At 60.3% G+C, this 23,693-nt stretch carries 16 protein-coding genes and 4 pseudogenes; 8 read left to right on the forward strand and 12 right to left on the reverse strand.

The genetic code is table 11. The features are described from left to right. Positions 1 to 92: 92 nt before the first annotated feature. From ACF2JD_RS00555 to ACF2JD_RS00565, 3 genes are read right to left on the reverse strand one after another with little or no spacing between them, the layout of a single operon-like run. On the reverse strand, positions 93 to 1,151 hold the full coding sequence (locus ACF2JD_RS00555; RefSeq protein WP_440986532.1) for a patatin-like phospholipase family protein: 1,059 nt from the start codon (positions 1,149 to 1,151) through the stop codon (positions 93 to 95). Continuing rightward, a complete protein-coding gene (locus ACF2JD_RS00560) occupies positions 1,148 to 2,065 on the reverse strand; it encodes a YjcZ-like family protein (protein WP_234568125.1) in 918 nt (305 codons plus the stop codon). Before ACF2JD_RS00560 ends, ACF2JD_RS00555 begins: the two co-directional genes overlap by 4 nt. Further along, positions 2,062 to 4,470 carry a dynamin family protein gene (locus tag ACF2JD_RS00565; protein WP_440986533.1) on the reverse strand — a complete coding sequence of 803 codons (2,409 nt, stop codon included), beginning with the start codon at positions 4,468 to 4,470 and terminating at the stop codon, positions 2,062 to 2,064. The genes ACF2JD_RS00560 and ACF2JD_RS00565 overlap by 4 nt, the downstream gene beginning before the upstream one ends. A gap of 360 nt (positions 4,471 to 4,830) precedes the next feature. Here ACF2JD_RS00565 and sbcB point away from each other — a divergent pair, with 360 nt between their 5' ends. Further along, positions 4,831 to 6,258, forward strand: a complete 1,428-nt coding sequence (sbcB, locus tag ACF2JD_RS00570) for an exodeoxyribonuclease I (protein WP_440986534.1) — start codon at positions 4,831 to 4,833, stop codon at positions 6,256 to 6,258. A 146-nt stretch (positions 6,259 to 6,404) separates the two neighbouring features. Further along, positions 6,405 to 6,911 carry a hypothetical protein gene (locus tag ACF2JD_RS00575; RefSeq protein WP_163137013.1) on the forward strand — a complete coding sequence of 169 codons (507 nt, stop codon included), beginning with the start codon at positions 6,405 to 6,407 and terminating at the stop codon, positions 6,909 to 6,911. A 58-nt stretch (positions 6,912 to 6,969) separates the two neighbouring features. Here ACF2JD_RS00575 and ACF2JD_RS00580 read toward each other — a convergent pair. Continuing rightward, a pseudogene (locus tag ACF2JD_RS00580) lies at positions 6,970 to 8,686 on the reverse strand (glycoside hydrolase family 36 protein). Positions 8,687 to 8,816: 130 nt separating this feature from the next. On the opposite strand from ACF2JD_RS00580, the gene ACF2JD_RS00585 reads away from it, so the two are divergent. The 3 genes from ACF2JD_RS00585 (at position 8,817) to cdd (ending at position 10,979) form a co-directional block, all read left to right on the forward strand. Then, on the forward strand, positions 8,817 to 9,176 hold the full coding sequence (locus ACF2JD_RS00585) for a CidA/LrgA family protein (RefSeq protein WP_106887037.1): 360 nt from the start codon (positions 8,817 to 8,819) through the stop codon (positions 9,174 to 9,176). Beyond that, entirely contained in the window at positions 9,173 to 9,859 is a 687-nt protein-coding gene (locus ACF2JD_RS00590) for an LrgB family protein (RefSeq protein WP_111910933.1), read from the forward strand. Before ACF2JD_RS00585 ends, ACF2JD_RS00590 begins: the two co-directional genes overlap by 4 nt. Positions 9,860 to 10,097: 238 nt before the next feature. Beyond that, entirely contained in the window at positions 10,098 to 10,979 is an 882-nt protein-coding gene (cdd, locus tag ACF2JD_RS00595; RefSeq protein WP_440986535.1) for a cytidine deaminase, read from the forward strand. A 195-nt stretch (positions 10,980 to 11,174) separates the two neighbouring features. Here the strand turns inward: cdd and ACF2JD_RS00600 are convergent, their stop codons facing one another. From ACF2JD_RS00600 to ACF2JD_RS00610, 3 genes are all read right to left on the reverse strand, one after another. Beyond that, the gene (locus ACF2JD_RS00600; RefSeq protein ID WP_440986536.1) at positions 11,175 to 12,839 is read right to left on the reverse strand and encodes an AMP-binding protein; all 1,665 of its coding nucleotides are present in this window, start codon (positions 12,837 to 12,839) and stop codon (positions 11,175 to 11,177) included. Positions 12,840 to 12,938: 99 nt separating this feature from the next. After that, a complete protein-coding gene (locus ACF2JD_RS00605) occupies positions 12,939 to 13,217 on the reverse strand; it encodes a YfcL family protein (RefSeq protein WP_005332956.1) in 279 nt (92 codons plus the stop codon). A gap of 108 nt (positions 13,218 to 13,325) precedes the next feature. After that, complete coding sequence (locus ACF2JD_RS00610; protein ID WP_290071892.1) at positions 13,326 to 14,441, reverse strand: ATP-NAD kinase family protein; 1,116 nt, start codon at positions 14,439 to 14,441, stop codon at positions 13,326 to 13,328. A gap of 109 nt (positions 14,442 to 14,550) precedes the next feature. On the opposite strand from ACF2JD_RS00610, the gene ACF2JD_RS00615 reads away from it, so the two are divergent. Further along, positions 14,551 to 15,273, forward strand: a complete 723-nt coding sequence (locus tag ACF2JD_RS00615) for a TerC family protein (RefSeq protein ID WP_404835121.1) — start codon at positions 14,551 to 14,553, stop codon at positions 15,271 to 15,273. Positions 15,274 to 15,449: 176 nt separating this feature from the next. Here ACF2JD_RS00615 and aroG read toward each other — a convergent pair whose 3' ends face one another. The 5 genes and pseudogenes from aroG to ACF2JD_RS00640 form a co-directional block, all read right to left on the reverse strand. Then, positions 15,450 to 16,505 carry a 3-deoxy-7-phosphoheptulonate synthase AroG gene (aroG, locus tag ACF2JD_RS00620; RefSeq protein ID WP_106887042.1) on the reverse strand — a complete coding sequence of 352 codons (1,056 nt, stop codon included), beginning with the start codon at positions 16,503 to 16,505 and terminating at the stop codon, positions 15,450 to 15,452. Positions 16,506 to 16,713: 208 nt separating this feature from the next. After that, the gene (gene aroA / locus ACF2JD_RS00625) at positions 16,714 to 17,994 is read right to left on the reverse strand and encodes a 3-phosphoshikimate 1-carboxyvinyltransferase (RefSeq protein WP_440986537.1); all 1,281 of its coding nucleotides are present in this window, start codon (positions 17,992 to 17,994) and stop codon (positions 16,714 to 16,716) included. Positions 17,995 to 18,307: 313 nt separating this feature from the next. Further along, entirely contained in the window at positions 18,308 to 19,396 is a 1,089-nt protein-coding gene (serC, locus tag ACF2JD_RS00630; RefSeq protein WP_440986538.1) for a 3-phosphoserine/phosphohydroxythreonine transaminase, read from the reverse strand. A gap of 224 nt (positions 19,397 to 19,620) precedes the next feature. Beyond that, entirely contained in the window at positions 19,621 to 20,550 is a 930-nt protein-coding gene (locus ACF2JD_RS00635; protein ID WP_408857139.1) for an electron transfer flavoprotein subunit alpha/FixB family protein, read from the reverse strand. A 103-nt stretch (positions 20,551 to 20,653) separates the two neighbouring features. Beyond that, positions 20,654 to 21,405, reverse strand: a pseudogene (locus tag ACF2JD_RS00640) (electron transfer flavoprotein subunit beta/FixA family protein). 127 nt (positions 21,406 to 21,532) lie between these two features. Between ACF2JD_RS00640 and ACF2JD_RS00645 the strand changes: the two are divergent. Then, a pseudogene (locus ACF2JD_RS00645) lies at positions 21,533 to 23,193 on the forward strand (electron transfer flavoprotein-ubiquinone oxidoreductase). A gap of 115 nt (positions 23,194 to 23,308) precedes the next feature. Beyond that, positions 23,309 to 23,398, forward strand: a pseudogene (locus tag ACF2JD_RS00650) (4Fe-4S dicluster domain-containing protein); the annotation flags it as partial. Positions 23,399 to 23,693: the final 295 nt, after the last annotated feature.

Raw genomic sequence — 23,693 nt, forward strand, 5'->3', positions numbered from 1 at the left:
AAGAGAGGCATGACGCCTCTCACATTTTTAGTCTTAATGTCGCAGGCCTATGACCCAATTTATCTGAGTTCAACGACATTAACTTTTTGCGATTATCTCAACCTATCCATAGCGCTTTTTAGCGCTATACCAGTTTGAATATTCCTGTCTTGGCTGTCTGAAACGATCACTTCCGAAGCACGAAGTGCCTGTCGAGCTTGAAGAGGTTTCTGGATTCGCCCTATTACACTCATTGTGTCATGGTGACCCTGCTCAATCCATGAACGGATATGCTGGGCAGTAAAGCCAAGCAGATCCTTTCCACCTCCAAATAAACCATCATGACGTTTTAAGGAACCTTGCGGGCGAATCTCCAACACAGTAGTGTCTGGGAAATTGTGGCGGTCCCACGGCGAGCCATCGCTTAAGTGAGTGACAATCACCATATTGCAACCAGCGTCAACCAAAGGTTTTACTGGTGTGTTGCCCTGCATTGTATGCCAGCCTCCCATTCCACCATCACTGTAAAGCACACCATTAATCTCGCGTGATTTAAACAATAAGGGTAACGCGGCAGAGGCTAGCAACGCCTCTTTCTGTTGATTGACAGGTAAACTTTGTACGTGATGGAACTCCGAAATACGAGTCGTACCGACCCCAAACTCGGCGGCTATGCAATTAAAAATATCTTTCATGCCACCTTCTGTAGGATATAAGGAAACGTACAATGGCAATCCGGAAGATAAGGCATCGATATCCAGATAGCGGTTCATCAAATCGATAAGTGGCTGATCAGATAACAACGAGTCACTTTGCTGCCCTACCCCCCCCGTAACCAATGCAGCACGACTGAGAGCCTCGAATATAATGCCTCCTGCTTTGCTTAGTACTGGTGTGCCGAACCCTAAGCCAAACTGTGTCAGTAGTGAGAAATAGATAGATTTGTTTAGCTCTAGCACCTTGCTATTGCCCAGATGCGACCAAATTTCCGTCATCCTTTCTGCAGCCTGAGCCAAAGTATCTGAAGAGGCCAAAATAGCCCCATTTAGTGCACCGATACTAGCACCAGCAACAACATGAAGATCTGTACCTGATTCAGCCAAGGCTCTGACCACACCAACCTCATAAGCACCTATGGCCCCTCCACCGGAAAGTGCCAGCCCTACTTTCATCGGCTGATCCATACTAACTCCTTGCTGAAGATTTCATCGACCATCGCACCAGCAATGCGTTCTGCAGAACACAACCGTGGCATACGTATAGGCAGAGCACTGTATGACTGTGTAGTAGACCAGATGATGGGATGAGTATCTTCATTACACCAGTCCGCCAACCAGTTAACCGCTGCGGACCAGTCACTGTGTTGCTCATGCTCACCCTGCCAGGTTAACCAACTACGCGTGTCGTGGCACATCGATGTTGGACTGTTATGGTCTTCTGCAAGCTGAACCACTGCTCGATTTCTTAGAATATCCAGTAACTGTTTTGCCTGTTGCGGTTCACCATGGCGGATCACTTCACCAAATGCCCCCCAACGCAGCTCTTCCAGTGCAACATAGCAACGTCCAGCCAGAGGTAGGAGTGAATATCGACCTGCTTTCCAAATGGAAAATATTTGTTCCAAATGCAGCTGGCCGCGTTGCAGCCGATCGACACTACGAAGTTGTTGTTCCAGATGATGTAACTGTTTATTAACTTGTGTCGCCAACATGTTCAACTGTTCGCGAGTGTCTGCAGAATAGTGCGCAATGGTAGCGGTATCCTGCATCAACGAACTGACCCTATCGTTCACCTGTGCAAGCGCATAGTTGGTGGTAGCAAGTGATGACGTTAACTCGGTAAGCCAATTGAGAGAGGCCTCCACCCCATCTAGCAACGATGCATTGATGGCTTGTTGACGTTGGGATGATCGTCCACTGAATCCCTCTTTAATGCGCCGAAAAAAGGATTGATCCGTTTGTTGACGCACATGGTCGTGAACCACGTCTATCCCATTGGCGAAGTCAACAATAAATTTCTCTGGCAGGCATGCCAGAATTTGGCATGCCTCGCTATTAGGAAATGTTGCAGTAAATGATGATATCACAGCATCGGCTCCAACTCTTTCTTGAGTATCTTACTGTCACTGATCATCTCCGGTGTTAGCTTTCTCAGAACACTAAGGCGCTCAGTCAATTGTTCTTGTTCTTGCTGGCTACTTTTATGATCTTCTGTGCTCTGGATCAGAGTATGTCGAAGCTGCTCCACCTTGCCTTTGAATGTAATGAAGAAGCTTTCAATCTCTTTGAGAATTGGGGCGTTGACTTGCTGATCAATAGCGTTATTCAGTTTTTCAAAATGCTCTTTGGTCTGATTTCTGACAGCATTCTTAATTGTATTAATATTCACCACACTACGGGTGACATCTTCTTTATAAGTTTCCCAGCCCCAATCATCTGTGTTAAACCAACCGCATAACGTTCCCCACACGCCACTGGATCGACGATGCCGTGTTTCGCTAAATGTTTTCTGCTCTAGCAGATTAGCTATACGAGTGTCGGTGGCAAGATGAGTCTTCAACTCACTGACTTTCGGGAAAGATATTTTCACAGTAAAGCCATCTTCCTCCAGACGTGAGTTAATTTGGCTTGCAATCTTATCAACTGCTAACATTGTTTTAGAATGAAAGCTGCCTTCAATGCCCCCCACAATTTTGGTCAACATTGGTTTAATTTCTTTTTCTTTTTCAGCTAAAATACTAATAACTGACTCTTCAATCTTTTTAATAAACTGCATTGCTTCAGTATGTTCAGAAAATTTAACTTCTGGATTTTCTGGATCAAAATCACGAGTTTGCTGCCCAACACTTCCAGCCAAGGCCCCAAATAAAGTGCCGAAAACCCCTCGTTTATCACTTTCTCCACTGTTATTTTTGCCATGTTTTGAATGACGTTCAAATTCCTTGTTCAGCGCTTCTTCTTGGCGCTTCCCTTCTTGGAAGTACTTATCCAGTTCTTTTTCCAACTTGCTTTCAGCGTTATTTAACAAGTTTTTAGTTTCATGGGTGATTTCCCCCATGACACACTTCACCTCCTTATCAACTTCTTGCTGACAAGCCGCAACCTCCTCAATGTCGTTGATAAGGCCTTTAATTTGTGTCTGTAAGGTATGGATACTAGCTTGCAACCCCTGATGACGTAACGACAGATATTCGTCGATATTTTCAGCATTCTGTACCAGCTTAGCTGCAGCAGAGTCAACTGCTAGCGCTGCGGCTTTCGCATGAGCAGCTTGGATCACTTCAGTAATCAGTTTCTCAAATAGTGATGTACGCCAGATTGTGTTTGCCTTTTTGAGCACAACGCCCACATCAGCAAGAACATCATCTTCCTCTTCTCTCCAGTCGAGACCAAATGCCATTTTGGCAAAATCATCAACCCATTCTTCGCTGACAGAGAGTTTACCTGCTTGATCTACTACACTGCGCGCTCGGTTTGCCAAATAAGCTCGAAGAGATGAACCAGGGTAAACACGATCACTGTTTAGTGCGCCGCTATCTAGCATGGCGGGAATTGCCTGTTTAACGGTCTCAGCGTTGTCGCTATTAGCGTTTTTTTGATCGAATTTATTGACCAGTACAAATAGGCGACCAGCAGCAACCTCTGCAATAGCGTTTAATTCTTTACGTACTTGCTGATCCGCCTCTGATTTCAGCTGGGTGTAATCTAGCACCGCAAGAACAGCGGAGGCTTTTTGTAGCTGATCGCGCATCATTGCTTGTAGCTGAGGTTGACCTGCCTCATTAGGGCCAGGTGTATCTAAGAGTGTCAGCGTACCTTGGCTATCATCCATTCCGACAAGGTGGCTAAACTCTACCTCAATTACTGGGAGTTTATGGACTTCTTCGTAGGCAGAAAAAGGGAAATCCACACGTAACGCTGTAGCCAAACGAACCAAGTCGTTAAGCGAAGCGAGACAAGAAAATATATCCTCTTCACCATAGTAATTGCCTTTAATCCATGTATTATCAGCAATAATATCTAGCAACTTCCATAGTGCCTGATCTTTTTTCAGCTCAGTGAGTAGTTTTTTACCATCTTCAGTATCGATTTTCTTCTGCAACGTCACGAACAGTTTCTGGATAGGCTCAATATTATCGAGTCGCAACTCTGGTATTATTTTACGCGGCACATGACGAATCAAGGTTGGAATCGATGTCATCGGGCGATTGCGGTTGGGTAGGATCTCTTTGCCGACAATCGCGTTAATGGTCGTGGATTTACCCGCTTTCATAGTACCCACAACTGCAAGGACCATTTCTTTCCCGAGAATTTTTTTTTGCTCCCCCTGCAACTCTTCAATTCTCTTTTCAGCTTTACTGCGATCAAACAATTGAGCATTGCTATCGCCCAGAACTTTCGGTTCTGTGAGCATTTTTTGCAGCAAGTCAATGTTAAGTTCTAACAATCTTTCGGCTTCATGACACAACAACTCGATATTACTCTCGTGCATTATTCTTCCTTATTTTGCTCATTTTTAATGCAAAAACACACTCTGATAACATTTTCTTACGCATTCGCTCTTGGACGAACGAACATGCCAAATCTGTGATGGTCTGATGATATAGATTGGTAATCTGGATTTTAAGTACTGTACAGACTCACATGTCACATTTTCAAGCACATGTCAGCATGAACCATGCATACCAGACCTGAACCCACCACATATCACTTTCCGCCCAATAAACCGGCAGCCAGGGCGCCCGGGCTTCGCTCTGCCTGCGCTATGGTTTACCATGCTGGCAACTGCGGTGCATGGCACCGCCCACCCAGGCGCCATGGCGCCGCCATCGGACACCTCACCTCGAGCAACATGAGCAAAACAGCACAGCCCGGCAGCGAGCCCACTTTCTATTTCCACGATTACGAGACCTTCGGCATCAGCCCCGCCAGGGACAGGCCGTCGCAGTTTGCGGGCATTCGCACCGACGCCGATTTCAACATCATCGGCGAGCCGCTGGTGATCTATTGCAAGCCGCCCGCGGACTACCTGCCGGAGCCGGAAGCCTGCCTCATCACCGGCATCACGCCGCAGAAGGCGATGAAGGACGGGCTCTGCGAGGCGGACTTCATTCGCCAGATCCACGAACAGTTTGCGACCCCCAATACCTGCGTGCTGGGCTACAACAGCATCCGCTTCGATGATGAGGTGACCCGCTACACCCTCTATCGCAACTTCTATGACCCCTACGCCTACGCCTGGCAGAACGGCAACTCCCGCTGGGACATTCTCGACATGCTGCGGGCCTGCTACGCCCTGCGCCCCGAGGGGATAGAGTGGGCCCTTGACGACGAGGGCAAGCCGAGCTTCAAGCTGGAGAGGCTGACGGTGGCCAACGGGGTGGCCCACGCCAATGCCCACGACGCGCTCTCCGACGTCTTGGCCACAATAGAGATGGCCAAGCTGGTGAAAAAGGCCCAACCCAAGCTGTTTGAGTACCTGTTTGCCCTGCGCAACAAGAACAAGGTGAAGGCGCTCATCGATGTGGTGACCATGAAGCCCCTGGTCCATGTCTCCGGCATGTTCTCCCCCTGGCAGGGGTGCGCAAGCTGGGTGTCGCCGCTGGCCTGGCATCCGACCAACCAGAACGCGGTGATCATGGTGGATCTGACCCGCGACCCGACCCCCCTTGTCGAGCTCACCAGCGAGGAGATCCGCGAGCGCCTCTACACCAGGAAGGATGATCTCGGGGATCTGGCGGCCATTCCGGTGAAGCTGGTGCACATCAACAAGTGCCCTGTGCTGGCGCCGGCCGCCACCCTGACCCCGGAGCGGGCCGACCAGCTTGGCATAGACAGGGAGCAGTGCCGCAAGAGCCTGGATCTGCTGCGGGCCCATCCCGAGGTGCGGGAGAAACTGGTGGAGGTGTTCAATCAGGAGTTTGCCGGCAGCAATGACAGCGATCCCGATACCCAGCTCTACGCCGGTTTCTTCGGCCACGGCGACAAGTCCACCATGGATCTGGTGCGCGCCACCCCGGCGGATCTGCTGGGGGAGCGGGAGTTTGCCTTCAGCGACTCGCGGCTGCCGGAGATGCTGTTCCGCTACCGCGCCCGCAACTGGCCCCACACCTTGAGCGAAGCGGAGCAGAAGCGCTGGCGCCTGCATTGCAGCGACTACTTCAGCCGCCGTCTGCCGGACTATGTGCCCCGTCTCGAGGCGCTGGCGGAGCAGAATCAGAGTAACGAACGGAACTTTGCGATCCTAAAGAGTCTCTATCACTATCTGGAAGATCTATGAGATGTGAGGCATTTCACACTTAAAACCCTGTCGGCTCCCCGCGCCCGCGACATAATGAGCAGGGGAGCCAAGCTCCTGATAGTTTGATGATTACATGCGCTGCCGGCATGGATGCCGCGCCTCGACTGTTGGGGATCTTTCGTTATATGCGTTCAGCACTGCCTGCTCTCACCCTTGTCGTCTGTGCCTTGCTGCCCCAGGCCACCCTGGCCGGGGTACGTTTCGAGGTGCCGGACTACCTGCTGCGTCTGCCGGAGCAGACCTATCAGCTGATCGAGCGCAACTTTAGCACCCTCTATCAGCAGACCGACTTCACCCCCCAGATCACCAACAGCTATTTCAACCACTCGGATCTCTATCGCTTCGCCGGCATTCCCCTGGCCATCACGCCCCAGAACGGCTTCCAGATGGAGATCTTCGGTCAGCTCTACAACAAGTCGTCCCAGATCTATGCCCAGATGAGCCAGGATCTCTCCCTCTATCGCACCCTGCGGGTCGACATGATGGGGGATCAGAGCGACGAGGTCGCCATCGGCATGGGGCTCGGCATTCCCTTGGGCGCCCGTCTGACCCTCAAGGCACTCGCCTCCAGCAACGAGATCCCGGGTTATGGCTCCGCCAATTACGCCATCGGGATGGAGTGGCACTTCTAGGGGTCAACCCCACCCGATAAAAAGGCTCCCGAGGGAGCCTTTTTGCTGAGTGCGGCATTCAGGAGTAGCGGATCACCCGCCCCTGGCCCCCCGCCAGTTCCTGCGTCTCTCCCAGGGCGGTGTCGTCCCAGAAATCCGTGCCCCCTGCTGGCAGCTCAAACTGTGCAGCATGCTCGCCCCAGTTGAACAGGCAGAGCAGCTCGCCGCCCCCGGGCAGGGCCACTCGGCCGCGGCCAAACCCCATGTCATCGAAACGGGCAGCCGGGGTGCGCGCCGCGCACAGGGCCAGCAGCTTGCCAAGGTGCGTCCCCTGCACCTCGTCCAGATCCTGCAGCCGGTCGCCGGCCAGCACCATGCCGCCGCTCGCCACCAGGGCGGCCAGGTGGAACTGATACTCGGACTCGCTGGCGTGCTGGCCCGGGATATCCCGCAGGCAGACGCAGTCGGGATCCAGCGCCCAGAGCCGATCGCTTTGCCAGGCGCGGCAGAAGGCTTCCCGCGCTATCTGGCGAAAACGCCGGCCCTGGCGCTCCACGTCATCGCTCACCCGCATGCCGTGCACCAGGCCAAGGCTAGGCCAGATGGGGGCGTTGCAGCCGAGCAGGAAGGCGCCCTCCCCGGCCCCGCGCAGCACGGCGGCCATGCCACATCTATAGGCCTCGACCCGGGTGGCGGCGGGGTCATGGAAGCGGCCCCCGTGGATGGCGCCCCAGAAGTTGGCATCCAGCTTGAAGTAGTGGATGCCCCACTGCTCGCGCAGGGTGCGAAACACCTGCTCCAGGTGGGCCTGCACCTCGGGATGGGTGCCGTCCAGCACATACCAGGGGGTGCAGCGCCAACCGCCGTAGGTGACCCGCTCCGAGGGCAGCGGCAGGCCATCCTCCCCCTTCACGAACCAGTCCGGGTGCTGGCGGAACACGTCGGAGCCGGGCTCGGCGATAAAGGGGGCGACCCAGAGCGCGGGCTCGCAGCCGGCGGCGCGGATCTCCCCGGCCAAGGTTGCCACCCCCTGCTCGAACTTGGATGAAGGGGTGAGCCAGTCCCCCATCCTGGCCTGATAGCCGTCATCTATCTGCACGTAACGCAGAGCCGGGAAGCGCATCGCCCGCACCGCCAGGTTCTCGCGAATGTCGGCGGCGCTCACGTCCGCATAGTAGTGATACCAGGAGCACCAGCCACTCGGGCGCGCGGCCAGGTCCGCCACCAGCGAAGGGTGTTCGGCCTCGATATAGTCCGCCAGCGACCCCAGCAGTGCCTCCCTGTCCGGCCCCTCCAGGCAGATCAGCGCCTCGCTCTGCCAGTGCTGGCCGGGTGCGAGGGTGCGCCCTTCGGCGTTCATCACTATCTCCAGGCGGCCGTCCGGATAGAGGCGGAACTCGCCGCCGAAGCGGTGGCAGCTCGCGAACGCCAGCAGCAGCCAGCCCCCCTCGCAGGCCACCAGCAGCAGGTTGTGGACGGTGTGATAGCCGTTATCCTCGGTGATGCGATAGACGCTGGCGTCGGGGCAGCGGCCCACCGGCTCGGGGGCCTGCCCAGCTGCCCATGGTCTGGGCCAGCATCTGGAACCCCTCTCCGTAGATGGCCGCGTCGGGAGAGAGCCCAAGCGCCCCCTCAAACAGCCGCCAGTGGCGAACGGCCTCGGGGCTGGACCCGGTATTGTCCAGCCTCACCCGGCACAGGGGGCCGTCCCACTGACGGGTTTGCAGCAGTTGGGGAGGCAGGGCGGGATCGGCGGGCAACTGGCGCAATCTGGCCAGGAAAGAGGGGTACGACATGGGAGCTCCTTCATGTGAATGGGGATGATGCCGGGGCCATTGTATCCCCTGTGGGTCAGTTGACCCTGTTCCATGCCCCCCGTGCCTGTTAAACTGCGACCTCGCTCACAGTTGCCAAGATGAGGCCCCCGTGCTGTTGCAACGCGCCTTGCGCTACCTTCGTGATTTTCTGGTCATCATCGCCTGCCTGCTGGCGGGCAAGGTCCTGGCCGCCTTGCTGCCCTTCGCCTTCCCCGGCAGCATCATCGGCATGCTGCTGCTGTTCGTGCTGCTCTCTTTGCAGCTGATCCGCTTCTCCTGGGTCGAGCAGGGGGGCGGCCTGCTGCTGCGCCACATGGGGGTCTTGTTCGTGCCGGTCGCCGTCGGTCTGGTGGCCTGGCTCGAGCCCCTGCGTCAATCCTTCGGCCTCATCATGCTCTGCGTGGTGCTCGGCATAGTGCTGATCCTGGGCGCCGTCGGCCATCTCTACCAGAGGATGAACAGACAATGATGTTCTGGTTGGCCATTCCCCTGACCCTGGCGCTCTATTTCATGACCCGGGCCCTCTACCGCCGCCTGCCCTGGCCCGTCATCAATCCGGTGCTGATCCCCACCGCCGTCATCATTGGCCTGCTGCTCTGGCTGGATCTGCCGCTGGATCAGTACCAGCAGGGTACCGCCCCCATCACGGCCCTGCTGGAGCCCGCCGTGGTGGCGCTGGCGCTGCCCCTCTATCAGCAGGCCCGCCAGATCCGGGACAAGCTCAAGCCCATCATCCTCTGCACCCTCACCTCTGTGCTCATCTCGGTCTGCACCACCTTGGGCATTGGCCACCTGATGGGGGCGGATCCGGCCCTGCTCGCCTCCATCGCCACCAAGTCCATCACCACGCCGCTGGCCATGAGCGTCAGCCAGTCCCTCGGCGGCATTCCCGCCATCGCCGCCGCCGTGGTGGTGGTGGTGGGGATATTGGGGGCCCTGATAGGCTATCCCCTGCTCAGGCTGATGCGGGTGACCGACCCCGAGGCCCAGGGACTCGCCATGGGGGCCTGTGCCCACGCCATCGGCACCGCCGCCTCCGCCGAGCAGGGCGTCACCCAGGGGGCCTTCTCGTCGCTCGCCATGGTGGTGTGCGGCGTGCTGACCGCCGCCGTCGCCCCCCTGCTGTTTGCCCTCTATCACTGGCTGACCTGAGCCCGGCGCCACGCCCTCTGCCATGGCCGCCCCCTGCGGCCATGGCCTCTTTGTCCCTTCAAGCAGTCCATACGACGCCGCCATGCCCTCAGTGCTGCGAGCAAGCGCACAGATTGCGAAAGACAAACGTTTCCTTTACCATCCCCGGCCCTTTGCCCATCAAGGCGTGAGCGCGCTCACACATTTCGCCGCGCTTGCTCCCTACAATGGCCCCCCAATTGGCCTTTGAGGACACAGTATGCATCCCCGCTTTGCCAAGCCGTTCGAGACCCTTTCCGCCCCGCTCCAGGCCGCCCTGCTGCCCATGCTGGGGGACGATTTCCAGGCCCGTTTTACCCCTGAGCAGGTGGCGACGCTGAAAGCCGCCACCGGGCTCGACGATCGGGCCCTGCGCCTGGCCCTGCTGCCGCTGGCGGCCGCCTGCTCGGTCGCTCCCATCTCCAGGTTCTTCGTCGGCGCCATCGCCTGCGGCCTGAGCGGCAGCTGGTATTTTGGCGCCAACATGGAGTTTGCCGGTCAGGGGCTGTTCCACTCGGTGCACGCCGAGCAGTCCGCCATCTCCAACGCCTGGCTCGGCGGCGAGACCGGGATCAGTGAAATCACCGTCAACTACACCCCTTGCGGTCACTGCCGCCAGTTCATGAACGAGCTGAGCACCGCCAAGACCCTCAAAGTCTCCCTGCCGGACGACTTGAGCGAGCTGCAGTCCTTCCTGCCCCACTCCTTCGGCCCCGCCGATCTCGAGATCACCGATGCCCTGATGAGCCCCCAGGCCCACGACGAGCTGGTGCTCGAGAGCGACGACCCCCTGTGGCAGGCCGCGCTGGCCGCCGCCCGCCAGAGCTATGCCCCCTACAGCCAGGGCTATGCCGCTGTGGCGCTGCAGTTCGAGGATGGTCGCATCTTCTGCGGCCGCTACGCCGAGAACGCCGCCTTCAACCCCAGCCTCCCCCCCATGCAGATGGCCTGCGCCCACGCGGTGCTGGGTGGCGAGGAGCTCACCGCAGTGCGCCGCGCCGTGCTCTTGGAGAGCAAGGATGGCCAGATCAGCCAGCGGGATTCGGCCCAGTCGACCCTCAAGGCCCTGGGATCCGTCCAGCTGGAGTACCTGGCGGTCTGATCCGGCGCCGGAATGTATTAGGGGAGCCACTGGCTCCCCTTTTTGCATTAATTTTCCAAATACCTTTGCCCCCTGCCAGGCACCCCGGATCATGGGTCTGCACTGGCCGCGACGCGCTGATTTGCGCCCAGTATGTATCAGGGGAGCCGCTGGCTCCCCTGATCTCATTGATATTCCAACTAGTGCGCGCCCCTGTCAGGACTCCCAGATGATGGTCCTGGCACCGGACCAGCGCTCGCCTATGTCCGCGTATTTTTGCTCCAGCAGGTGGCGGCGGATCTTCATGGTGGGGGTCAACACCCCGTTCTCGATGTTCCAGGGGCTCTTGACCACCAGGATGCCGCGCAGGCGGGCATGGGATTCGAGCTGGCCGTTGACCCGGGTCAGGGCGGCCTCCAGCTGGGCATCGACCGCCCCCCTGTCCCCCTTCATGGCGCTCTCGGCGAGCTGCACCAGGGCGACCGGTTGCGGCATGCCGTAACCGATGACGCACAGCTGCTCTATGATGGGCTCCTGCCCCAGCATCCCCTCGATGGGCACGGGCGCCACGTACTTGCCCTTGGCGGTCTTGAACACGTCCTTCATGCGGCCCGTGATGGTGAGGTAGCCCTCCCTGTCCAGCTTGCCCATGTCGCCGGTGTGCAGCCAGCCCTCGGCGTCGATGGCCTCGGCGCTGTGCTCGGGATCCTTGTAGTAGCCCAGCATCATGCCGTCGCAGCGGCAGAGGATCTCCCCCTCGTCGGAGATCTTGAGGGTCACCCCGGGGCCCGCCTTGCCCACAGTCCCTATCTTGTCGGCCCGGAAGGGATAGTTGAGGGTGGAGTAGGCGTGGTTCTCGGTCATGCCCCAGGCCTCGGTGATCTCGATGCCTATGCTGTGATACCACTCGAGCAGCGCCGGGGCCACCGGGGCCGAGCCACAGCCCAGCACCCGCGCCTGATCCAGCCCCAGCCCCTTTTGCAGCTTGCTCTTGATGAGACCCGAGATGAGCGGGATCTTGAGCAGCAGCGCGAGTTTTTTCTGGGGCAGCTTCTCGTGGATCTTGATGCGGAACATGGCCCACAGCCGCGGCACCGAGATGAAGACGGTGGGTCGGCAGCGCTTGACGTCCTCGATGAAGGTATCGAGGGACTCGGGGAAGGCGATGGTGGCGCCACTGAACAGGCTGCCGCCGTAGATGTAGACCCGCTCGGTGATGTGGGCAAGCGGCAGGTAGGAGAAGCCGCGATCCGCGGCCGTCAGGGAGACTGCCTCCACCAGCTTCTCGCAGGACCAGGCGTAGCGCTCCACGCTCAGCATGGCGCCCTTGGGCTTGCCGGTGCTGCCAGAGGTGTAGACCAGGCTCAACAGGGCATCCGGTGCCTGCACCGGGCTGTCCGGGATGGGCTCGTGGGCATCGAGCAGCGCGTCCCACTGGTGGGCGGACGGCATGGTGTCATAGGGCAGCGCTATGCGCAGCAGATCCGCGGGCACCCCCGCCTCCTGGCTCTTCCAGTCGTCCAGCTTGCCGACGAAGATGGCCTTGGCTTCGCTGTGGCGCAGCACGTATTCGATGGTGTCGACGTTGGCGGTCGGATAGATGGGCACGCTCACGTACTGCCCCATCTGCATGGCGAGATCGGCGATGAACCACTCTGCGCAATTCTTGGAGAGCAGGGCCACCTTGTCCCCCGGGACCAGCCCCAGGGCACGCAGTGCCGTCACCATGCGGCGCGCCTCGTCGGCGACCTCACCCCAGGTGAAGTCGACGTATTCGCGGTTGATGGTCTGGCGAAGATAGATCCGGTCGGGACACTGCCGCTCCCAGTGATAGAGCATCTCGAGCGGCAGTTTGGTGGCAATGCGTGAGGTGGAGGCCATAGTTTAATCCCTGAAACAAAAGGCGAGCCTCATTATTAACCTTTTGATAACACTCAGGGAAGCAGATTACTTAAACTTCTGTTTGAATTGCGAATGGGATCAAGCTTCCGCCTGCTGCTGCAGCCGCTTCCACATCTCCTGCACCAGCACCTCATCCTGCTCGGAGAGCTCCCCCTGCAAGATGGCCTCGTTCAGGCTGCGCAGCACATAGCTCTTTACGTCCCGCACCAGGGTCTTGCCCTCCAGCTCGGCGCGCGCCACCGCGAGCGAGATATGACCCCGCAGGTAGCCGCCCGCAAACAGTTCGTCCTCGCTGGCCGTGGCGACCATGGCGTCGATCAGTCCCAACAACTTGTGTTCAAAATCGTGAATCGTCATTTAACGCAGCCTCATTTCCGGGATTGCCGGCAAAAAATTCGGGGGAGTGGAACCGCGATCTTGTTGATCGCGGCTCTCTGGCGCCAGGCCAGCCGCATCCTTGATGTCCTATTCCGGGTTGGCCACCGGGTAGATGACCTGATCCTTGTATCCCGTGGTTATGCGCAGATAACCACGTAACGACCGGTTCAGTGCCGGGTCATCGGTATCCACCAGCAGCGGACGGCCATCGAGGGCCGCCAGCTTGGACTTGGTGGCGAGCACCTGAATATGGTCTCGCCCGACGGCCCGGATCACCTCTGGACTCAGTTGCTGATTTCCGCGCCCGAACAGATGTCCCTGACCACCGATCAGGGTAATGATCAGGCGGCAGCGACGACCGCGGATCCGGGTCAGGATCTCGGCGGCGCTGAGATCCTGCCCGATAAGTTGGCCATTTTCCACCAGATCCACACCGAGCAAGGTATTTTCCAGACCCAGCTCTGCCATGCAGGCGGCCACTGTGCTCCCCGACCCCATCAGATAGAGGGTGTCAGGCTCCATCTGCTCGACCACGCCGGCGGCGAGATCCGCCAGCACCAGCTCCTCGGACTCCCGCCCGCCCTGCTTGACCGCCTGGACGTAACGCAGATCCCCGGGCACCAGCAGCTGGCCGTAGTGGCGGGCGCGCACCTTGCCCGCCCGAAACGCCTCTTCGTCGATGTCCATCACCTCGGCATCCACCAGGCTCAGCAGCTCCCCCGCTATCATCCGCGCCGCCACCCGGCCGCTCGCCGTCGGGGTCACGCCGTAGACACCGGAGTGGATTTTGCAGCCCGCCGGGATGCCGAGCACATGGCAGGACTCCCCCACAGCCGCGCAGATGTCCCGGGCTGTGCCGTCCCCACCGGCAAAGAGCAGCAGATCCACCCCAGCCTCACGCAGGGCCAGGGCGGCGGCCCGGGTGTCCTCGGCGCACGTCTGGGCACCGGCAGGCTGGTAGAGGATGCGGTGAGGCAAATGCAGCTCGGCGGCGAGTGTCTCCCCCATCTCTCCCGCCACCGTCAGCAGCTCGAACTGGTCTGTGAGCGAGCACAGGGGCAGCAGGGCCTGACGGGCCCGCTCCCGGGCCTTGGGCATGGCGCCCCGCGCCAGCGCCTCGGCCACCATGCCGTCGCTGCCCTTGAGACCGACCGCACCGCCAATGCCGGCGATGGGGTTGATGATGAGCCCTAATCGAAACATGTTTTCCTCCCGTTGGATGGCTGCCATTTTTATCTTTTCGCGCTACTGGGACAAGCCATAACCCCCTGCTAGAATGCGCTGCTTCAAATTTTTCAACCAAGGTTCAATCATGCTGGAATGGATTGCTGACCCCTCAGCCTGGGTGGCGCTCGCCACCCTGACCCTGCTCGAGATCGTGCTGGGCATCGACAACATCATCTTTATCTCCATCCTGGTGGGGCGACTGCCGGAGGCTCAGCGCCAGAAGGCGAGGATCCTGGGGCTGGGGCTTGCCATGGGCACCCGCATCCTGCTGCTGCTCTCCCTGGCCTGGGTGATGCGCCTCACCGAGCCGCTGTTCAGCATGCTGGATGAAGCCATCTCGGGCCGGGATCTCATCCTGCTGGTGGGGGGCCTGTTCCTCATCGCCAAGAGTACCCACGAGATCCACCAGAGCCTGGAGGGCGCCGCCGAAGAGCCCGGCATGGTGAGCAAGACCGCCGGTTTCATGTCGACATTGGTGCAGATCGCCATCCTCGACATCATCTTCAGCCTTGATTCCGTCATCACAGCGGTCGGCATGGCGGATCACGTGCCCGTCATGGTGCTGGCCATCATGATCGCCGTCGGCGTCATGATGTTTGCCGCCAAGGCCATAGGTGACTTCGTCGACGAGCACCCCACCATCAAGATGCTGGCGCTCGCCTTCCTGATCCTGGTCGGTGTCGCCCTGGTCGGCGAGGGGCTGGACATGCACATTCCGAAGGGCTACATCTACTTCGCCATGGCCTTCTCGCTGGTGGTGGAGATGATCAACATCCGCCTGCGCGGTCATCAGGAGCGGGCCAAGTAAGCCCCTCTTTGAGCCAACAAAAAGCGCGACCCTGGGGTCGCGCTTTTTTATTGCCGTGAGCGGGGCATCCCCCCGGCCTCCAGGAGCGGGCCAAGTAAGCCCCTCTTTGAGCCAACAAAAAGCGCGACCCTGGGGTCGCGCTTTTTTATTGCCGTGAGCGGGGCATCCCCCCGGCCTCAGAGTGCGTTGCGGGTGGCGACGGCATCGGCCAGATTGCGCAGCAGCACCTCGGTATCGGCCCAGCCGATGCAGGCATCCGTGATGCTCTGACCGAAGGTGAGCTCGCACCCTTCCACCAGATCCTGACGGCCTTCCACCAGGTGGCTCTCCACCATGACGCCGAACACCGCCTTGCTGCCGGCGCGCAGCTGACCTGCCACGTCCTCGGCCACCAGCATCTGGTTCTTGAACTGCTTGCTGCTGTTGGCGTGGCTGAAGTCGATCATCACCTTCTGGGGCAGACCGGCCTTGTCCAGCCCCTTCACCACCTCATCCACGTGGGCGGCGCTGTAGTTCGGCTCGCGGCCACCGCGCAATATGATGTGACAATCCGGGTTGCCGGCGGTCGAGACGATGGCGGAGTGACCGTACTTGGTCACCGACAGGAAGTGGTGCGGGGCGCTGGCGGCGCCGATGGCATCGATGGCCACCTTGATGGTGCCGTCGGTGCCGTTCTTGAAGCCCACCGGGCAGGAGAGACCCGAGGCCAGCTCGCGGTGCACCTGGGATTCGGTGGTACGGGCCCCGATGGCACCCCAGCTCATCAGATCCGCCACGTATTGCGGGGTGATCATGTCGAGGAACTCGGAGGCGGTCGGCAGCCCCATGTCGTTGAGATCCAGCAGCAGCTTGCGACCCAGGCGCAGGCCGTCGTTGATCTGGCAGCTGTTGTCGAGGTAGGGGTCGTTGATCAGCCCCTTCCAGCCCACTGTGGTGCGCGGCTTCTCGAAATAGACCCGCATCACGATTTCCAGCTGGCCCTTGAGCTCGTCGCGCAGGGTCTTGAGGCGCTTGCCGTATTCCAGCGCGGCCACGGGATCGTGGATGGAGCAGGGGCCTATCACCACCAGCAGGCGCTGATCTTCACCGGCCAGGATCTGATGGATGGCCTGGCGGGATTCAAACACGGTATTTGATGCGGTCTCGGTCGCCGGAAACTTCTCAAGCACCGCAACCGGGGGCAATAACTCTTTGATTTCACTGATACGAACGTCGTCGGTTTGATGCTGCATGACCAAGTTTCCTGCTAAATGACTGCGATGAAGAAACTTCAATCTAGCCCGCGACCGGGACGGTGTAAATAGAAAATTACATTCTTCTACAAGGAATTTTATCGGCGCACCTTGCAAGTTTGAATAATACTGCTAAGGGCGTTGGCAAACCGGAGGAGAAGACGGGAGGCAGAAACGAACGGGCCCGCACAAGGCGGGCCCGACGGACTTAAGCCTGGCTGATGCTGGCCAGCTTGGTGAAGTAGTCCGGGAAGGTCTTGGAGGTACAACCCGGATCATTGATGGTGACCGCGGTATCGGACAGCGCCACCAGGGAGAAGCACATGGCGATGCGGTGATCGTTGTAGGTATCGATCTCGGCGTGCTTGAGCTGCTCCGGCGGGGTGACGGCGATGAAGTCGTGCCCCTCCTCCACTTCCACGCCCAGCTTGCGCAGCTCGGTCGCCATGGCGTGCAGGCGATCCGTCTCCTTCACCCGCCAGTTGTAGATGTTGCGAATGGCGGTGGGCCCCTTCGCAAACAGCGCCGCGACAGCTATGGTCATGGCCGCATCCGGGATGTGGTTCATGTCCATGTCGACGCCGTGCAGGGGGGCCTGCTCGGCCTCGATGAAGTCGTCGCCCCAGGTGATGCGGGCGCCCATCTTCTCCAGCACGTCGGCGAAGTGGATGTCCCCCTGGATGCTGTGCTTGCCGATGCCGGTGACCCGCACCTTGCCCTTGATGGCGCCCGCCGCGAGGAAGTAGGAGGCGCTGGAGGCATCCCCTTCCACCAGGAAGTCACCGGGGCTGACATAGGTCTGGTTGCCCTTGATGTAGAACACCTTGTAGTCATCGTGCTCGATGACCACCCCGAACTGCTTCATGATGTGCAGCGTGATGTCGATGTAGGGCTTGGAGACCAGCTCCCCCTTGATGTGGATGCGGGTGTCGCCGGCCGCCATGGGGGCCGCCATCAAAAACGCCGTCAGGAACTGGCTGGAGACGGAGCCGTCGATGTGCACGTCGCCGCCCCACAGACCCTTGGCATCCACCACCAGGGGCGGATAGCCATCTTTTTTCAGGTACTGGATATGGGCACCCGCTTCGCGCAGGGCATCCACCAGATGACCGATGGGACGCTCTTCCATGCGCGGCTCGCCCCCCAGCATGTACTCACCGGAGCCCAGACAGAGCGCGGCACAGAGCGGACGCATGGCGGTGCCGGCGTTGCCGAGGAAGAGGTTGACCGGTGCCGATACCGCAAAGCTGCGACCCAGGCCATGCACGATGCACTCTGTCTTGTCGGCGGAGAGCTTGTACTTGACCCCGAGCTGGGTCAGCGCCGCCAGCATGTGGCGGATGTCATCGCTGTCGAGCAGGTTGGTCAGCCGGGTAGTGCCCCGTGCCAGGGCTGCCAGCAGCAGGGCTCGGTTAGAGACACTTTTGGAGCCAGGCATATTGACCACCCCGGCCACGCTAGAAATGGGTTCCAAACGCAACGAATTCATAGACTTCCTGTACAATCTCAAGTAAATCACCTGACCGGACGTTAACAGCACGCGCCCCGCGCGGCAAGACCGTCTGTGGCACAAAACCGGGGCAGCCGGGCTGGCGGTCAGGATCTTCTGGAAAAACAGACGCCGGGGAGTCCCCGGCGCCTTGCATCAACGGCAATACCCTGGCAGCTGTTCACGCCCTGTCGCGAGAGGTCGTCAGCAAGGTAAAGCGCAGCACAGGAACCGGAGTTGATACCCATCAATGAGGTTCCGCGCAGCACATGAGCCTTGATCACGGCGTCGCAGCCAGCGCGTGAGCGGCGGCTCAGCCGTGGCGCTTGGCAAAGCCATCCATAAAGCCGACCAGCACCTTGACCCCTTCCAGCGGCATGGCGTTGTAGAGGCTGGCACGCATGCCGCCGACGATGCGGTGCCCCTTGAGCGCCAGCAGACCGGCCGCTTCCGACTCGGCCAGGAACTGCTTGTCCAGGGCCTCGTTTTTCAGCTGGAAGGGCACGTTCATGCGGGAGCGGCAGGCCACGTCCACCTTGTTGCCGTAGAAGCTGGAGTCGTCGAGGTAGCCGTAGAGGAAATCGGCCTTCGCCTTGTTGCGCGCCTCCATCGCCTCCAGCCCGCCCTGTTCTTTGAGCCACTCGAACACCAGGCCGGCCAGATACCAGGCGTAGGTGGGGGGAGTGTTGAACATGGAGTCGTTCTTGGCGGTGAGCTGGTAGTCAAAGATCGAGGGCACGTCGGCTCTCGCCTGGTTCAGCAGGTCGTCCCGCACTATGGCGATGGCCAGACCGGACGGGCCTATGTTCTTCTGGGCACCGGCGTAGAGGATACCGAAGCGGCTCACATCGATGGGACGGGAGAGGATGGTGGAGGAGAGATCCGCCACCAGGGGCACATCGCCGGTGGCCGGGATGTCGAACATCTCTATGCCATCTATGGTTTCGTTCGGGCAGTAGTGCACATAGGCCGCATCGGCGCGAAACGCCGGGGTCGGCAGCAGGTGGCTTATCCCCTGCTCGTTCTTCGCCACCCCCTTGAAGGTCTGGATGTCCCCGTATTTCTGGGCCTCATCCACGGCGCTCTGGGCCCAGACGCCGGTCAGCAGGTAATCGGCCTTTTTATTGGCGCCGCCGAGCAGGTTCATGGGCACGGCAGAGAACTGGCCGCGACCGCCGCCGTGCATGAACAACACCTTGTAGTTGTCCGGCACCGCCAGCAAGTCGCGCAGATCGGCTTCGGCCTTCTCGGCGACTGCCATATAGGGCTTGCCGCGATGGGAGAGCTCCATGACCGAGGCTCCCAGCCCCTGGAAATTACAAAATTCGCGCTGGGCGCGCTCCATGACTTCAACCGGCAACATGGCGGGGCCGGCGCAGAAGTTGTAAATCTGTTTGCTCATGACGCTTTCCGTGAATGGATGAGAGTGATCGATGACTTGAATGTTTTTACACGACAGGCCCCCGTGGGGGCAAAGGCTTTTTGGGATCTGGCGCAACCTTTTGCCCCCATGGCCGACGCCGACACCATGGAAAAAGCCCTGAACGGGCCAGGGCTTGCAGAGAACATGCATGGAAACGGGGGCGAGACAGCACAGACGGCTTCCTGTGCCCCTTTTTGGCAAATTTACAGCTTGGCGGTGAGCTCCGGCAGCAGGGTGAAGAGATCCCCCACCAGGCCATAGTCCGCCACCTGGAAGATGGGGGCTTCCGGGTCCTTGTTGATGGCGACTATCACCTTGGACTCCTTCATCCCCGCCAGGTGCTGGATGGCCCCCGAGATGCCGATAGCTATGTAGAGCTCGGGGGCCACTATCTTGCCGGTCTGGCCCACCTGCAGATCGTTGGCGACAAAACCCGCATCCACCGCGGCCCGCGAGGCACCGACCGCGGCCCCCAGCTTGTCGGCCAGGGCGTCAATCAGGGCAAACTGCTCTTTCGATCCGAGCGCCCGCCCGCCTGAGACCACCACCCGCGCCGCGCCGAGCTCAGGCCGTGCGGATCGCACCGCGCGCCGCTCGATGAGCCGGGTCCGGCAGCCCAGCTCGGGGACGGGGAGGTGCTCGACCCTGGCCTCAGCCCCCCCGCTCTCGGCGCAAGGGAAGGCCGATGCCCGTATGCTGAGCACCTTGACGGGCGCCGTGCTCGCCACCCGGGCAATGGCGTTGCCCGCATAAAGGGGGCGCAGGAAGGTATCCGGCCCCTCTATGCCCGTCACCTCGGAGATCATCTCCACCCCCAGCCTGGCCGCCACCCGTGGCAGCAGATCCTTGCCGTGGCTGCTCGCCGCCATCAGGCAGTGCTGATAATCCCGCACCACGGGGGCCAGCAGCCGATCGATACCGTCATTGAGCCCCTCCGCCAGCATGGGGTGCTCGGCCAGCAGCACCCGGGTGACTCCCTGCAAGGAGGCCGCCTGCTCCCCCGCCTCCGCCAGCCCCTGGCCCAGCAGCAGCAAGTGGACCTCGGCGTCGAGCCGGGTCGCCGCCGTGACCAGACGGGCGGCGCTGTCCGCCAGCTGGCCCTGATGATGTTCGGCAATAATGAGTACGCTCATGGCAGCACCTTGATGTCGTCCGTTGTTGTTCCTGCCTGTTCGCCAACGCGCCCGCTGGCGGCAGCCAGCCGGCCCGCGAGATAGGCCGTGACCCGCCATGCGCTCATGGGATCACCTTGGCTTCGTTCTTGAGCCTGTCCAGCAGCTCGTCCACCGAGCCCACTCTGATGCCGGCGCGCCGGGGGGCAGGCGCCATCACCCCGAGCAGCCGGGTCTGACCGGCGGGCTCAACCCCAAGGGCCGCAAAGGGAGCGCTCTCAATCGGCTTGCGCTTGGCCTTCATGATGTTGGGAAGCGAGGCGAAGCGGGGTTCGTTCAGGCGCAGGTCCACAGTCACCACGGCGGGCAGCCCCATGCCGAGGGTCTCGAGACCACCGTCTATCTCGCGGGTCACCTGCAGCTCCCCCTCCACCAGCTTGATGGCAGAGGCGAAGGTGGCGAGCGGCCAGTCGCAGAGGGCCGAGAGCATCTGGCCGACCTGGTTGTTGTCAGAGTCGATGGACTGCTTGCCGAGCAGCACCAGGCTGGGCTGCTCCCGCTCGCACACCTTTTGCAGGGCGCGGGCCACGGTGAGCGGGGTCAGGGTCTCGTCGGTGACATAGTGAGGGCCCGATCCGCCCCCAGCGCCAGGGCATGGCGCAGCTGTTCGGCCGCCACCTCGGGGCCCAGGGTCACCACCACCAGCTCGGTGGCCACCCCGGCTTCGCGCAGCCTCACCCCCTCCTCCACCGCGATCTCACAAAACGGGTTGATGCCCATCTTCACATTGGCGAGCTCCACATCGGAGCCATCGCTCTTGACCCGGATCTTGACGTTGAAATCAACGACCCGTTTGACAGCGACCAGCAGCTTCATGGCGGTCATCCCTCGTATCGGTTGAGTGAATCCATTTTTGCACTCTCACACTTTTATGCTGACAAAATGGTTTACGTTTACGTAAACTACCAGCACTACCCTAGGCCAAGTCGAGCGCAGAGGCAAGATGGAACGCGAAGCAATGGAATTTGATGTCGTCATCGTCGGTGGCGGCCCGGCTGGCCTCAGTGCCGCAATCGCATTGAAGCAGCAGGCCCCGGCTCTCTCGGTCTGCCTGCTGGAGAAGGGGGCGGAAGTGGGCGCCCATCTGCTCTCCGGCGCCCTGCTCGATCCCGTCGCCCTCAAGGAGCTGCTGCCGGCGCGCTGGCAAGAGGCACCCCTCGGCGTACCGGTCACGGATGATCAGGTCCATCTGCTGCAAAGCGCGTCGCGCGCCCTGCAATTGCCCAACTGGACGGTGCCGCCGCGCATGCACAACGACGGCTGCCACATCATCAGCCTCGGCAACCTCTGCCGCTGGCTCGCCCGGGAGGCCGAGGCGCTCGGGGTCGAGATCTACCCCGGCTTCGCGGCGAGCGAACTCATCATGGAAGCGGGCCGGGTCAAGGGTGTGATCACCGGCGATCTGGGGCTCGACGTGCAGGCAATCCGAAAGCGGATCACGTGCCCGGCATGGCGCTGCTCGGCCGCTACACCCTGTTTGCCGAAGGGGCCCGCGGCCATCTCGGCAAGCAGCTGATCGCCGACTTCCATCTGGAAAACAGCCCCAGCCCAGCCACAGCATTACGCCATCGGCTTCAAGGAGCTGTGGCAGGTGCCCGCCGGTCAGGCAAACCGGGCCGCGTGCTGCACGGCAGCGGCTGGCCGCTCGGGGAGCAGCGGGGCAGCAAGAGTCAGGGGGGCTTTTATCTCTATCACCTGGCGGACAACCAGGTGGCGGTCGGCCTCATCGTCGATCTCAACTACCAGAATCCCTGGCTCAGCCCCTTCGACGAGTTCCAGCGCCTCAAGCACCACCCTCTCATCGCGCAGACCTTGCAGGGGGGGGAGCGCATCAGCTACGGCGCCCGGGCCATCACCAAGGGGGGCTGGCACTCATTGCCCCGTATGCATTTCCCCGGCGGCCTGCTCATCGGCTGCGATGCGGGCACCCTGGATTTCTCCCGCATCAAGGGCATTCACACCGCCATGAAATCCGGCATGCTGGCGGCCGGCACTGTCGCCATGAGCCTGCGCGGCGGCGATGAGGGCGGGCGGGATCTCGCCGAGTATGGCGATGCGCTGCAACAGAGCTGGCTGGCCAGGGAGTTGATCGCTGCCCGCAACTTCGGCGCCGCCCTGCACCGTTTCGGCCCCTGGCTCGGCGGCGCCTTCAACTGGCTGGAGCAACGGCTGTTTGCCCGCGCCTCTCCTTTTACCCTGCTGGACAAGGAGCCGGACTACCGCCAACTGCGCCTGGCCAGCCGCTGCCAGCCCATCGACTACCCCAAGCCGGACGGGCGACTCAGCTTCGACAAGCTCTCTTCGGTGTATCTGGCCAACACCAGCCACGACGAGGATCAGCCCTGCCACCTGAGGCTCCAGGACGAGCGCATCCCGGTGGCGGTCAACCTGCCCACCTGGGCGGAGCCCGCCCAGCGCTACTGCCCGGCTGGCGTCTTTGAGATCATTGAGGCCGAGATCCCGGAAGCGGAGGGCCAGCCTCGCCTGCAGATCAACGCGGCCAACTGCATTCACTGCAAGACCTGCGACATCAAGGATCCCAGCCAGAATATCGTCTGGACGCCACCCCAGGGAGGATCCGGCCCCAACTATCCCAATATGTGACCGGCGCGGTTCGGGCTGGGGCCTGACATCAAGGATGCTCAGCCCCAGAACATCGTCTGGACACCTCCTTAGGGAGGCACGGGGCCGAACTATCCCAATATGTGAGATGGGCAAACGGGCCTGTGACATCAAGGATGCTCAAGCCCAGAACATCGTCTGGACCCCGCCTCAGGGAGGCTCGGGGCCCAACTACCCCAATATGTGACCGGTGTGGTCCAGACCTGAGTCTGAAAGCGCCAAAGATGCCCAGTCCCGGGGAGGCGAGGCAGCGCATTCTTTAAAGCGGTAACGGGATGCCGGCAGCTGCTCCGACCTCGCCGTTTTTTTGAGCAAACAGGCTGAACCCCCGATGAATAGCCCCTGACAAGCGGGGCCCGCCCCTGTATAGTTCGCCGCATTCAGGTTGTCCATCGGCCTCGTTATGCTATTTCATGGGATCGCTTTCTGTGCGATCTAGGGCCGCATGAACCTGTGCAACCATCCCTGATTACCCACGACTT

The sequence above is a fragment of the Aeromonas ichthyocola genome (genome assembly GCF_046087985.1).
In the GTDB taxonomy this organism is placed as follows: Bacteria; Pseudomonadota; Gammaproteobacteria; order Enterobacterales; family Aeromonadaceae; genus Aeromonas; species Aeromonas rivipollensis.

Bases quoted from the DNA above. Each gene is read 5' to 3' on its own strand.
- ACF2JD_RS00565 (WP_440986533.1), bottom strand. From the start codon at position 4,470: ATGCACGAGAGTAATATCGAGTTGTTGTGTCATGAAGCCGAAAGATTG.
- ACF2JD_RS00635 (WP_408857139.1), bottom strand. From the start codon at position 20,550: ATGAGCGTACTCATTATTGCCGAACATCATCAGGGCCAGCTGGCGGAC.
- ACF2JD_RS00615 (WP_404835121.1), top strand. From the start codon at position 14,551: ATGCTGGAATGGATTGCTGACCCCTCAGCCTGGGTGGCGCTCGCCACC.
- sbcB (WP_440986534.1), top strand. From the start codon at position 4,831: ATGAGCAAAACAGCACAGCCCGGCAGCGAGCCCACTTTCTATTTCCAC.
- ACF2JD_RS00600 (WP_440986536.1), bottom strand. From the start codon at position 12,839: ATGGCCTCCACCTCACGCATTGCCACCAAACTGCCGCTCGAGATGCTC.
- serC (WP_440986538.1), bottom strand. From the start codon at position 19,396: ATGAGCAAACAGATTTACAACTTCTGCGCCGGCCCCGCCATGTTGCCG.
- ACF2JD_RS00555 (WP_440986532.1), bottom strand. From the start codon at position 1,151: ATGAAAGTAGGGCTGGCACTTTCCGGTGGAGGGGCCATAGGTGCTTAT.
- ACF2JD_RS00590 (WP_111910933.1), top strand. From the start codon at position 9,173: ATGATGTTCTGGTTGGCCATTCCCCTGACCCTGGCGCTCTATTTCATG.
- ACF2JD_RS00610 (WP_290071892.1), bottom strand. From the start codon at position 14,441: ATGTTTCGATTAGGGCTCATCATCAACCCCATCGCCGGCATTGGCGGT.
- ACF2JD_RS00605 (WP_005332956.1), bottom strand. From the start codon at position 13,217: ATGACGATTCACGATTTTGAACACAAGTTGTTGGGACTGATCGACGCC.
- aroG (WP_106887042.1), bottom strand. From the start codon at position 16,505: ATGCAGCATCAAACCGACGACGTTCGTATCAGTGAAATCAAAGAGTTA.
- ACF2JD_RS00575 (WP_163137013.1), top strand. From the start codon at position 6,405: ATGCGTTCAGCACTGCCTGCTCTCACCCTTGTCGTCTGTGCCTTGCTG.
- cdd (WP_440986535.1), top strand. From the start codon at position 10,098: ATGCATCCCCGCTTTGCCAAGCCGTTCGAGACCCTTTCCGCCCCGCTC.
- aroA (WP_440986537.1), bottom strand. From the start codon at position 17,994: ATGAATTCGTTGCGTTTGGAACCCATTTCTAGCGTGGCCGGGGTGGTC.